Genomic DNA, 12,625 nt, shown 5'->3' with positions numbered 1-12,625 from the left:
GTTCGATCACTCGGCCCATCGGCCCGTAGGCTCGGAGATCGTTGATCGACGAGGAGTGCGGCGGCGAGCGTGCCGCCGCCTGTGCCTGGGGCGGGAACTTGACGCACGACAATGAGCTGATCCGACCGTTACCGGAACTGCTGAAGGCGCACGCCGAGACGTCACCGTCACGCGTGGCGTTCGCCGACGGCCATCGCACCGTCACCTACGCCGAGTTGGAGCGGCGCACCGGCCGGCTGGCCGCCCACCTCGCCGGGACCGGGCTGCGGCGCGGCGACCGGGTCGCGATCTGCCTCGGCGACCGCGTGGAGATGGTGGAGAGCGTTCTCGCCGCCGTCCGGGCAGGGGCGATCGGCGTGCCCCTCAACCCCCGGTCGTCCGACGCGGAACTCACCCACTTCCTCGAGGACAGCGACGCCTCGGTCCTCGTCACCGAGCCGAGGCATCTCGCCCGGCTGCGCCGCCTGGGCGCCGGGCACCGCCTGACGCGCGTCCTGGTCACCAGCGAGGACTCCGCCCCTACGGACCCACGCTCAGATCCGGTGGATCCGCACTCCGACCCCGTGGACCCGCCCGAGGGCGCGGTCCTCTTCGAGGACGTCGCGGGCACCGAGCAGTCCGCACCGCCCCGGGACGACCTCGGGCTCGACGAGCCGGCCTGGATGCTCTACACCTCCGGCACCACCCACCGCCCCAAGGGCGTGCTGTCCACCCAGCGGGCCGCCCTGTGGTCGGTGGCGGCCTGCTACGCGCCGCTCTTCGGGCTCTCGTCCGAGGACAGGGTGCTGTGGCCGCTCCCGCTGTTCCACAGCTTCGGGCACTCCTTCGCGATCCTGGGCGTCACCGCCGTCGGCGCGAGCGCCCGGATCAGCGGCGGCCACCTCCCGCCCGGCGGCCTGTGGGAAGAACTCCGCGCACCTCGTCCGGCCCTGGGCGGCCCCTACACGGTCCTCGCCGGGGTGCCCGCCACGTACCACCAGTTGACGGCGTCGGCCGGTGAGACCGTGCTCCCCACGCGCCTGCGGACCTGTGTCGTGGCGGGCGCGCCCAGTGCGCCGACACTGCGTCACAAGGTCGAGGAGATGCTCGGGGCGCCGCTCCTCGACGCGTACGGCAGCACCGAGACCTGCGGCATGATCGCGGTGAACCGTCCGGACGGGCCCAGGATCGACGGTTCCTGCGGACCTCCGATTCCCGGCATGGAGGTGCGGGTCGTCGACCCCGGCTCCGGCAACGATGTCGCGGACGGAGCCGAGGGCGAGATCTGGGTACGCGGGCCGAGCCTCATGACCGGCTACCACCACCGGCCCGAGGAGACCGAGGCCGCGCTGCGGGACGGCTGGTACCGCACCGGAGACCTCGGCCGGCGCGTCATACACGGTCATCTCACCCTCACCGGCCGGGTCAGCGAACTGATCATCCGCGGCGGGGAGAACATCCATCCCACGGAGGTCGAGCAGGCTCTGCTGCGCTGTCCCGGCGTGCGGGACGCGGTGGTGGTGGGCCGGCCGCACGACGTCCTCGGCGAGGTCCCGGTGGCGTACGTCGTGGCCGGGCCGGACGGCGTGGACGCGAGGCAGGTGCTGTCCGAGTGCCGCGCCCGACTGGCCGCGTACAAGCTGCCCGTGGAGATCCTGGAGATCGCGGCCGTACCGCGTACGGCATCGGGCAAGATCGCCCGCCACGCGGTCCTCCCGGAACTGGCCCGGCCCACGCCCCCTGCCCCCGCACACGCCTCCGCCACGACGACGACCGACGGGTCCCTGCGCCTACGGCTGCTGTCCCTGCCGCCGGAGGGCCGGGAGCGGGCGCTGCGGGCGGCGGTACTGGAGGAGACGGCGGCGGTCTGCGGCGGCGGACCGTACGAACAGCTCGACGGCGACCGTCCCTTCACCGATCTCGGGCTGACATCCGCGGGCGCCGTCACGCTTATCGACCGCCTCGGCGAGGCGACCGGACTGCCGCTGCCCTCGACGCTGGTCTTCGACCACCCCACTCCGGCCGCGCTGGCCCAGCGGGTGCACGAGGACCTCTTCACCCCGGTGACCACCGCGTCGCCCGAGGTGCGCGCAGCGGAACCCGACGACGATCCGGTGGTCATCGTCGCGATGGGCTGTCGCTGTCCCGGCGATGTCGACTCCCCCGAGGACCTGTGGCGGCTGTTGTCGGAGGGCCGGGACGCGATCTCGGACTTCCCCACCGACCGGGGCTGGGACCTGGCCGCGCTGTACGACCCCGACCCGGACCGGATCGGTACCTCGTACACCCGCAGCGGCGGATTCCTGCATCGAGCCGCCGAGTTCGACGCGGGCCTGTTCGGGATCTCGCCGCGCGAGGCGCTGGCCATGGATCCCCAGCAGCGGCTGCTCCTGGAGACCTCGTGGGAGGTCTGGGAGCGGGCCGGAATCGACCCGGCCACCGTGCGCGACAGCGACACCGGGGTGTTCGTCGGCGTGATGTACGGCGACTACTCCGCCCGCTTCACCCACCACGAGCTGGAGGCCCACCTGGGCCTGGGCTCGGCCGGCAGCGTGGCCTCCGGGCGGGTCTCCTACGTGTACGGACTGCGCGGACCCTCGATCACGATCGACACCGCCTGCTCGTCCTCCCTGGTCGCGCTGCACTGGGCGGCGAAGGCACTGCGCTCCGGCGAGTGCTCGCTCGCCCTGGCCGGCGGGGTCACGGTGATGGCGACACCCAAGCCGTTCACCGCGTTCAGCCGCCAGCGGGGACTCGCGCCCGACGGCCGCTGCAAGTCGTTCTCGACGGCGGCGGACGGTACCGCCTGGGGCGAGGGCGCGGGACTGGTGCTGCTGGAACGGCTGTCCGACGCCCGCCGCCACGGTCACCCGGTGCTGGCCGTGCTGCGCGGCTCCGCGGTCAACTCCGACGGCACCTCCAACGGACTGACAGCCCCCAACGGACAGGCCCAACAACGCCTGATCACCGCGGCGTTGGCCGACGCGGGACTCCGACCGCAGGACGTGGACACGGTGGAGGCCCACGGCACCGGGACCACGCTCGGCGACCCCGTCGAGGCGGGCGCCCTGCTGGCCACGTACGGCCAGGGGCGCGACGAGGACCGGCCGCCGCTGTGGCTGGGCTCGGTCAAGTCCAACCTCGGGCACACCCAGGCTGCGGCAGGGGTCACCGGGGTCATCAAGATGGTGCAGGCCATGCGGCACGAGGAGCTTCCCCGGACCCTGCACGCCGAGACGCCCACCCCGCACGTCGACTGGTCCGCCGGGCGGGTGGAGTTGCTGACCGAGGCCCGCCCCTGGCCGGCGACGGACGCCGGTCCGCGCCGGGCCGGTGTGTCGGCCTTCGGCATCGGGGGGACGAACGCGCACGTGATCCTGGAGGAGGCGCCTCGACCGCCTGACTCCGGACCGCGAACCGCAGCGCCGCCGGCACCCGTGCCGGTACAGGTGTCGGACCCGGTGGCGGTGCCGCTGCCCTGGCTGCTCTCCGGTGCCGACGAGGCAGCCCTGCGGGCCCAGGCCCGCGAGCTCGCGGGCCGTCTCTCCACCCGGCCCGACCTCTCGGCGGCCGACGTCGGTTTCTCCCTGGCCGTGTCGAGGTCGGCGCTCACCCACCGGGCGATGGTGCCGGCCGGCGACCAGGGCAGCACCCGCGCCGCGCTGATCGCGCTCGCCGAGGGCCGGGACACCGTCGGCTCGATGCGGGCCGTCGCCGACCCGGGACTGCGCACGGCTTTCCTGTTTACCGGCCAGGGATCCCAACGTGCCCGGATGGGAGCGGAGTTGGCCGCGACGTTTCCGGTCTTCGGCGCTGCCTTCGAGGACGTCTGCCGGGAGTTGGACGACCGTCTCGAACGGCCGCTGGGTCCGGTGCTGTCCGCCGCGCCCGGTACGCCGGAGGCCGCCCTGCTCGACCGTACGGACTTCACGCAGGCAGGCCTGTTCGCCTTCGAGGTGGCGCTGTTCCGGCTGCTGGAGTCCTGGGGTGTGCGTGCCGACTTCCTGTCCGGCCACTCCGTGGGGGAACTGGCCGCCGCCCATGTGGCCGGCGTACTGGACCTGCCCGACGCGGCGGCGCTCGTCGCGGCCCGCGGCCGGCTGATGCAGGGTCTGCCCGCGGGCGGGGCGATGGTGTCCCTGGACGCGACGGAGGAGGAGGTGCTCGCCGCGCTCGCGGGCGCCGCCGATGAAGGCGACCGGCCGGAGATCGCCTCTGTCAACGGCCCGCGCTCGGTGGTGATCTCGGGCGCCCGGGAGGCGGTGCTGGCCGTCGCGGCCCGGTTCGAGGCGCGCGGCCGCAGGATCGTACGTCTGCGGGTCGGTCATGCCTTCCACTCGCCGCTGGTGGAGCCGATGCTCGACGACTTCCGTCGCATCGCCGAGGGACTCGACTTCCGGCCGCCGCGGATCCCCGTGGTCTCGGCCCTGACAGGTCGTCCGGCCGAGGCGGCGGAGCTGTGCTCCCCGGAGTACTGGGTACGGCACGCCCGTCGGCCGGTGCGGTTCGCCGACGCCGTTCGATGGCTCGAGGGCAACGGGGTCTCGGCGTTCCTGGAGATCGGCCCCGGTGCCGCGCTCACGGCGGCGGCCGAGGACTGTCTGAGCACTCCGGACGGCACTGGTCCGCTGTGCGCGGCCGGTACGCGCGGCGGCGAGCCCGAGCCCGAGACACTGGTGTCCGCCGTGGCCCGCCTCCATGTGCGCGGGGCGCGTGTCGACTGGCCCGTGGTGTTCAAGGGGTCCGGGGCACGGCGGGTGGACCTGCCGACGTACGCCTTCCAGCGACGGAGGTACTGGCTCGAGGCGCCTCGCACCCCGGCCCCCGAGGCGGCCGCCCACGGTCATCCTCTGCTGGGCCCCGCGTTCACCGTGCCGGGCACGGACCGGACGGTGCTGTCCGGTCTGCTCTCCCTCACGACCCACCCGTGGCTCGCCGGTCATGTGGTCGCCGGGTCCGTCCTCGTGCCCGCGACGGTGTTCGTGGAGATGGCCGTTCGCGCGGGCGACGAGGCCGGAGGCGGCGCACTCGACGAACTCGTGGTCCTGGCCCCGCTCGCCCTGCCCGCGGTCGGGAGCGTACGCGTCCAGGTGGTGGTGGGCGGAGCGGACGACTCCGGCCGACGCCAGGTCGACGTCTTCGCGCGGTCCGACGAGTCCGCCGCCGGGTCCACTGTCCACGGACCCGAGTCCGCCTGGACCCGGCACGCCATGGGGCTCATCGGACCGACGACCGAGACTGCCCCGACGGAGACTTCACCGACGGAACTGTCGGTGTGGCCGCCGAGGGGCGCGACGGAGGTCGACCTCGCCGACGCGTACGACAGCCTCGCGGACGGTGGCCTCGCCTACGGGCCGGCCTTCCGAGGGGTACGGACGGCTTGGCGGCGCGGTGACGAACTGTTCGCCGAGGTACGGCTGTCCGAGACGGAGTCGTCGGACGCCCGCCGGTTCGGGATCCATCCGGCGCTGCTGGACGCGGCACTGCACGCGCCCCTGCTCAGCGGTGCCGAATCCGGCGCGGTCCGCGTGCCGTTCGCGTGGAACGGCGTACGGCTGTACGCGGCGGGCGCGTCGGAGGTACGGGTCCGGTTACGGGTCTCCCCCGGCGGCGGGCCGGACACGGTCTCGGTGACGCTCGCCGACCCGTCGGGCCGACCGGTGGCGGAGGTGGCGTCCCTGACCACCCGCGAACTGCCGTCCCCGGCGGCGCACGACGTCGTACGGCACGCGCTGCTGCGGCCCGACTGGATCACGGCCGATCCGCACGGCGGCGCATCCCGCGCGGACACCGGGTCCTGGGAGCTCGTGGGTCCGGATGGGCTGGACCTGCGCGCATCGCTACCCGAGATCACAAGCACAAGCACCGGCACCGGCACGACCGACCCGGACGCCGTCGTCGTCACGGCCGTCCATCCGGCCACCGCCGCCGATCCGTTGACCGCCGTACACGAGTTGACCGGCAGGGTGCTCCGCACGGTGCAGGACTGGCAGGACGACCCGCGTACCGCGGGCGCCCGTCTGGTGGTGGTGACGCGGAACGCCTTCGCGCCGGAGCCGGATCTGGCCGGCGCCGCGGTGTGGGGGCTGATGCGTACGGCACAGTCGGAGCTGCCCGGGCGGGTCGTCCTCGTCGATGTGGACGGGCTGCCCGGGTCCCTGCGGCTGCTGCCCACGGCGGTGGCCACCGGTGAGCCCCAACTGTCCATAGGTTCGGGGCAGTTGACCGTTCCGCGACTGGCCTCGGTGAGCGCCACCGGGTCCACGGGGCGCGGCTCCGACCGGTTCGGTGCGGACGGCACCGTGCTGATCACCGGCGGTACGGGCGCGCTGGGCGCGGAGCTCGCCCGCCATCTCGTCACCTCGCACGGCGTACGACACCTGCTGCTGACCGGACGACACGGACCTGGGGCGCCTGGGGCGCGGGAACTGCGCGACACGCTGACGGAGTTGGGCGCACAGGTGCGGGTCGTCGCCTGCGACGCGGGCGACCGTGCCGCGCTGGCCGAGCTGGTCAAGGGCTGTGAACCCGCGCTGACCGCCGTGGTGCACGCCGCCGGGGTGCTGGACGACGGCGTACTGGCCGCTCTGACTCCCGAGCGGATGGCCACGGTGCTCCGTCCGAAGGCGGACGCGGCCTGGCACCTGCACGAGGTGACCCGGGACCTGGATCTGTCGGCGTTCGTCCTGTTCTCGTCGGCGTCCGGGCTGCTGGGACGGGCCGGCCAGGGCAACTACGCGGCGGCGAACTCCTTCCTGGACGCCCTGGCCCACCACCGCACCGCGCTGGGGCTGCCCGCGCTCTCGCTGGCGTGGGGGCCGTGGAACTCCGGCGGGGGCATGGCGGGGGAGCAACTCCGGGAGCGCGACGGGAAGTACGGCGACGTGCTCCGGACCATCTCGGTGGAACAAGGCCTGGCCCTGTTCGACGCAGCGCTACATGTGGACGAGCCCGTGCTGGCGCCCGTCCTGCTGGACCGGGCCGGTCTCCGGGACGCCCCGGGGCCCTTGCCGGCGCCGCTGCGTGGAGTGGTGCGCCCGCGCAGGCCCGCTGCGGGGACCGGGACGCCCGGCGCCGGGGCCGGATCCGCGCCCGGTGCGGAGCAGCCGTGGGAGCCGGGAGCCTGGCGGAAGGTGCTCGCCGGGCTGCCGGTCGCGCAACGGGTCGACGCGCTCGCGGAGTTGATGCGCGCCGACGTGGCGGCCGTCCTCGGCCACCCGGACGCCGACGCGTTGCCGGCCGGGAGGTCCTTCGCCGAGCTGGGCTTCGACTCGCTGATGGCGGTGCAGGTCCGTAACCGGCTGAGCATGGCCCTGCGGCTCAGACTGTCCGCGGCCGTGGTGTTCGAGCACCCGACGGCCCACGAACTGGCCCGCCATGTGCTGGGCCTGCTCGACGACCTGCCCGAGGACCTGCCCGAGGACCTGCCCGCGAACCCCGAGGAGCACGAGAAGCACCCGAGGCACGAACCGGGGTCGGGGCCGCCCTCCGTGCAGGACCGGCCCGCGCAGACCCTGTCCTCGCTCTACCGGCGGGTCTGCGAGGCCGGTCAGGTGGCCGCCGCGATGCACATGCTGGTCACGGCGTCCTGGGCGGTGCCGACGTACGGCCCGGACGACAGCCCGGCGCACGCCCTGCCTCCGCTGCGGCGCGCCGAGGGGTCCGGCGACCGCCCCGTGCTGGTGGTCTTCACCGGGTACCACCCGCCGTTCGCCGCCCCGGGCGGGGAGTGGGCCCGTTTCCACAGCTGCTTCCAGGGTGACCTCGACGTCCTCGAACTCCCGCACCCCGGCGTCGGTGCGGGCGGGGCCGTACCGGCCGACCGGGAGACGCTCGCCCTGACCCACGCCGAGACGGTGCTCCGGCACGTCGGCGACCGGCCCTTCGTCGTCGTGGGCGTCTGCACCGGAGGCGCCGCCGCGCACGCCGTGACCCGACGACTCGAAGCCATGGGGTCGGCTCCCGTCGGACAGGTACTGCTCGACACGTACCTCATCGACGACGGCAACAACGACAAGGACTGGCTGCTGTCGCTGCCCGCCGTCATCGCGCCCCGGCTGGGCGGCGACCAGTTCACCGGTGACGAGGACAGCGGGGTGGCGGCACTGGGCGCGTACACCCGCATGTTCCTCGGCTGGGAGCCGGAACCCGTCGGCACCCCCACCCTGCTGGTCCGCGCCACGGAGCCGACCCCCACGATGGCGGCGGGCGCGGACCCCGACGAGTGGCCGACGTCGTGGCCGCTTCCGCACACCGTCGTCGACGTTCCGGGCGACCACTTCTCGTTCCTTCAGGACCACGCCCCGACAACGGCGGCGGCGGTGCGCACCTGGATCGGCTCGCTCGGCCAACCGGACGCGCGCTCGGCGCCGGCCACGGAAGGAGACCAGTGAATCCCGTCGATGAGCAGACGGCGTCGGAGGAGTTCGACGTCGTCGTCGTGGGCGGCGGCCCGGCCGGTGCCACCGCCGCCACCGCCGTCGCGCTGCGCGGCCACCGTGTCCTCCTCCTGGAACAGGAGACGTTCCCGCGCTACCAGATCGGCGAGTCGCTGCTGCCCTCCACCGTGCACGGGGTGTGCCGCATCCTCGGCGTCGAGGACGAAGTGGCCCGGGCGGGCTTCAAGCCGAAGCGGGGCGGAACGTTCCGGTGGGGCCGCAACCCGGACCCGTGGCAGTTCTCGTTCGCGCTGTCTCCCCGGCTGGCCGACCCGACCTCGTACGCCTACCAGGTCGAGCGGTCCCGGTTCGACGCGATCCTCCTGGACAACGCCCGCCGGGTCGGCGTGGACGTCCGCGAGGGCTGCCGCGTCACCGGCGTGCTCGCCGACGACGAAAGGGTGCGGGGCGTCGGCTGGGCCGGGCCCGGCGGCGAGGTCCGCGAGGCGCGGGCCCGCCATGTCGTGGACGCCTCCGGCAACGGCAGCCGGATCCACGGCGAGGTCGGCGGTCGGCGGACGTACTCCGAGTTCTTCCGCAACCTCGCGGTGTTCGGCTACTTCGCCGGCGGCGCCCGGCTGCCGCGACCGAACGACGGCAACATCTTCTGCGCCGCCTTCGACGAGGGCTGGCTGTGGTACATCCCGCTGCGGGACGACCTCACCAGCGTCGGAGCGGTCGTGAGCCGGGAGAACGCCGCAGAGATCCAGCGGGACCCGGCGGCTGCCTGGCGTCGGCTGATCGACGCGTGCCCCGAGGTCCGGGACCTCCTGCACGGGGTGCCCCAGGCCACCGAGGCGCCGTACGACCGGGTCCGGGTGCGCCGGGACTGGTCGTACTGGAAGTCCCGGCTGTGGCGGCCCGGCATGGTGCTGGTCGGTGACGCGGCCTGCTTCGTCGACCCGGTCCTGTCCTCCGGCGTGCATCTCGCCACGTACGGCGCCCTGCTCGCGGCCCGGTCCCTCAACAGCGCCCTCGCCGGAACGCTCCCCGAGGACCGCCTGTTCGACGAGTTCGAGGCCCGCTACCGGCACGAGTACGGCCTCTTCCACGAGTTCCTGGTGGCGTTCTACGACATGCACCAGGACGAGCGGTCGTACTTCTGGAAGGCGCGCAAGGTCACCCACGTCGGGTCGACGGAGCTGGAGGCGTTCGTGGACCTGGTGGGTGGCCTGGCCTCCGGCGACGCCTCCCTCGGCGGCCCGGCGGCGGCCGGCTCCCGTCTCGCGGCGGCCTCCTCGGGGCTCGACGAGGCGGTGGGCCGGCTTCCGGACTCCGACGACCTGCGCAACCCGCTGTTCGAGTCCGCCACCGTGCGTCAGGTGTTCCAGGAGGGCGCGGTCCTCCAGGAACGCGGTGTGTTCGGCGGCCCACTGGAGAACGAGTCACCCGTGCGGCCGGGCGGCCTGGTGGCCTCGGAGGACGGCCTGACGTGGGAGGAGCCCGGCAGCTGAGTCCCTGTACGGGACGGTGCCGGGCAGCGCAACGGCCGGCTCCCGTGGGGGAACCCAGGGGGTCGGCCTGCCGCGTGAGGGAGTTGTCGGGTCCGGCTCGCCGTTTCGACAAAGCTCAACTCCCGAGAAAACTCAACCGCCGAGAAAACTCAGCCGCACCTGACGGTTCGGGTTGTCTCCGTTCGTGTCCACCAGGCACACCGACTGCCATGTCCCGAGCTCCAGCCGCCCGCCCACCACCGGAAGCGTCGCGTGCGGGGGAACGAGGGCGGGCAGGACGTGGTCGCGGCCGTGGCCCGGGCTGCCGTGGCGGTGCTGCCAGCGGTCGTCGGCGGGCAGGATGGTGTGCAGGGCGGCGAGGAGGTCGTCGTCGCTGCCGGCGCCCGTCTCGATGATCGCGACACCGGCCGTGGCATGCGGGACGAAAAGGTTCAGCAGGCCGTCGCGTCCGGCGGCCACCTCGCGCAGGAAGGCCTCGCAGTCGCCCGTGAGGTCGGCGATCCGCTCCGTGGAACCGGTGGCCACGTTCAGGACTCGGGTGGTGAAGACATCTGACATACCTCCCATCCTCACCCGCACATGACGCTTCACACCCTCCGGCCGACCATCACCCGATACGGATGTCCCACTCCGCGAGACACCATTGACCGTGGCCACGCCACCTGGCTACTTTCAGCCGCATGTTGCGTTCAGCCATGCTCACCACGCGCGGTCACATCGACCTGCTGCGGGTGGCCTCCGCCGCGTGTCGCCGCGGCTGCTGACGCCCTTTTCTCGCTTCCTCGCTTTTCTCCTCGCCCGATCCGGATCTGACGGTCGTCCGATCCGCGCCGCCGCACCCACACGTCCTGGTCACTCCTGAGACGTCGCGGCGCCTGGGCGTACCTCACCGGCCGCTCTCCTGCCCGTGGAGCACTCATGAGCATCAGCCACGCCCCGCCCGGCTCTACAGAACCCGATATTTCTGAAATATCGGCATCTTCTCCCGCCGACCCTCCCGCCGAGCCCGACGCCGCCGAGCGGTCTCCCCTCGACCTCCAGCCCCTCGCCCCCAGCTCCACCCGCCGCACCCGCGTTCCCCGCTGGCTGCGTCGCACCACCGGTCCGCTGGTGTTGCTGGCGCTGTGGCAACTCCTCAGCAGCACCGGCGTGTTGACCCCCGACGTGCTCGCCGCACCGGGGCGGATCGCGGAGGTGGGCCGGGATCTGATCGCCGACGGCTCGCTGCCCTCCGCGATGGGCACCTCACTCCAGCGCGTGGCGGTCGGCCTGCTGTTCGGCATCGTCGTCGGCACCGGACTCGCCCTGATCTCGGGCCTGTTCCGGATCGGCGAGGACCTCGTGGACGCTCCCGTCCAGATGCTGCGGACCGTGCCCTTCGTGGGACTCATCCCGCTGTTCATCATCTGGTTCGGCATCGGTGAGGCACCGAAGATCGCCATCATCACCCTCGGCGTGACCTTCCCGCTCTACCTCAACGTGTACGCCGGCATCCGCGGTGTGGACTCCCAGCTGATCGAGGCCGGGGAGTCCCTCGGGCTGTCGCGGTGGGGGCTCGTGCGGCACGTCGTCCTGCCGGGCGCGCTGCCCGGGGCGATGACCGGCCTGCGCTACTCCCTGGGCATCTCGTGGCTCGCGCTGGTCTTCGCCGAGCAGGTCAACGCGGACTCCGGCATCGGGTTCCTGATGGTGCAGGCACGGGACTTCCTGCGGACCGACGTGATCGTGGTCTGCCTGATCGTCTACGCCTTCCTCGGCCTGCTGGCCGACTTCGTCGTCCGTACCCTCGAAAGGCTGCTGCTGCAATGGCGACCGACATTCACCGGCCGGTGAGCCCCCAGGTGTCCCAGCACTCCAAGACGTCCGACGCGTCCTCGGCATCCCTGGCGGCTCCGGCGGCCTCGGCATCTCCGGCGCACCCGGCGTCCTCGGCGCATCCCGCGCATCCGGCGTCCTCAGGCTCCCAGGCCGTCCGGGTCGAGGGGCTGACCCGCTCCTTCGACGGCCGTGCCGTCATCGACGATCTGCGACTCGACATCCACCGGGGCGAGTTCGTCGCCCTGCTCGGTCGCAGCGGCTGCGGCAAGTCCACACTGCTGCGCATCCTCGCCGGTCTCGACCGTGACATCGAGGGCACGGTCCTCGTCCCGCGCCGCAAGGCCGTCGCGTTCCAGGCGCCCCGGCTGATGCCGTGGAAGAAGGTGTGGCGCAACGTGCTGCTCGGGCTGCCGGGAAGGCCCGACCGCGCCCTCGCCGACCGGGCCCTCGAAGAGGTCGGCCTGGACCACCGCTCCAACGCCTGGCCCAAGACGCTCTCCGGCGGCGAGGCCCAACGTGCCTCACTGGCAAGGGCGTTGGTCCGTGAGCCCGATCTGCTGCTGCTCGACGAGCCGTTCGGCGCGCTCGACGCGCTCACCCGGATCAAGGCCCAGCGTCTGGTGGGCGAGTTGTGGCGGCGGCGTGGCTGCGCGGTCCTGCTCGTCACGCACGACGTCGAGGAGGCCGTTCTGCTCGCCGACCGCGTCCTGGTGATGGACGACGGTGTCATCGCCCACGAGCAGCGGATCGACCTGGACCGGCCGCGCGACATCACCGACCCGCGGTTCGCCGAACTGCGCGCCGGACTGCTGGAGCGCCTCGGAGTCGACACGGCCGCCGAAGCCGCCTGACCCCACCCGCCTTCCCTCTCAGGGACCCGCGGACCAACCTCCCTGCCCCGCCTCTTTTTCCCCGGCCACACACCTCAACCCCCTG

At 73.1% G+C, this 12,625-nt stretch carries 6 protein-coding genes; 5 read left to right on the top strand and 1 reads right to left on the bottom strand.

The genetic code is table 11. The features are described from left to right. Window positions 1–98: 98 nt before the first annotated feature. Window positions 99–8,372, top strand: coding sequence for a type I polyketide synthase (locus OHA64_RS42390; protein WP_405622518.1), 8,274 nt, complete (start codon window positions 99–101; stop codon window positions 8,370–8,372). Continuing rightward, a complete protein-coding gene (locus tag OHA64_RS42385) occupies window positions 8,369–9,871 on the top strand; it encodes a tryptophan 7-halogenase (protein ID WP_405622517.1) in 1,503 nt (500 codons plus the stop codon). Before OHA64_RS42390 ends, OHA64_RS42385 begins: the two co-directional genes overlap by 4 nt. Window positions 9,872–10,003: 132 nt before the next feature. Here the strand turns inward: OHA64_RS42385 and OHA64_RS42380 are convergent, their stop codons facing one another. Then, entirely contained in the window at window positions 10,004–10,429 is a 426-nt protein-coding gene (locus OHA64_RS42380; protein ID WP_405622516.1) for a YjbQ family protein, read from the bottom strand. A gap of 122 nt (window positions 10,430–10,551) precedes the next feature. Here OHA64_RS42380 and OHA64_RS42375 point away from each other — a divergent pair, with 122 nt between their 5' ends. The 3 genes from OHA64_RS42375 to OHA64_RS42365 all read left to right on the top strand — a co-directional run bounded on the left by OHA64_RS42375 (window position 10,552) and on the right by OHA64_RS42365 (window position 12,540). Next, window positions 10,552–10,635: a putative leader peptide gene (locus OHA64_RS42375; RefSeq protein WP_351276907.1), complete on the top strand. Its 84-nt coding sequence runs from the start codon at window positions 10,552–10,554 to the stop codon at window positions 10,633–10,635. Between the two features lie 154 nt (window positions 10,636–10,789). Continuing rightward, window positions 10,790–11,704: an ABC transporter permease gene (locus OHA64_RS42370; protein ID WP_405622515.1), complete on the top strand. Its 915-nt coding sequence runs from the start codon at window positions 10,790–10,792 to the stop codon at window positions 11,702–11,704. Next, on the top strand, window positions 11,677–12,540 hold the full coding sequence (locus OHA64_RS42365) for an ABC transporter ATP-binding protein (RefSeq protein WP_405622514.1): 864 nt from the start codon (window positions 11,677–11,679) through the stop codon (window positions 12,538–12,540). Before OHA64_RS42370 ends, OHA64_RS42365 begins: the two co-directional genes overlap by 28 nt. The last annotated feature ends 85 nt before the right edge of the window (window positions 12,541–12,625 follow it).

This window comes from Streptomyces sp. NBC_00076, from assembly GCF_045041235.1.
Classification (GTDB): domain Bacteria; phylum Actinomycetota; class Actinomycetes; order Streptomycetales; family Streptomycetaceae; genus Streptomyces.
The sequence above is the reverse complement of the archived record's forward strand: the minus strand, read 5'-3'. Positions and strand labels throughout refer to the sequence as shown.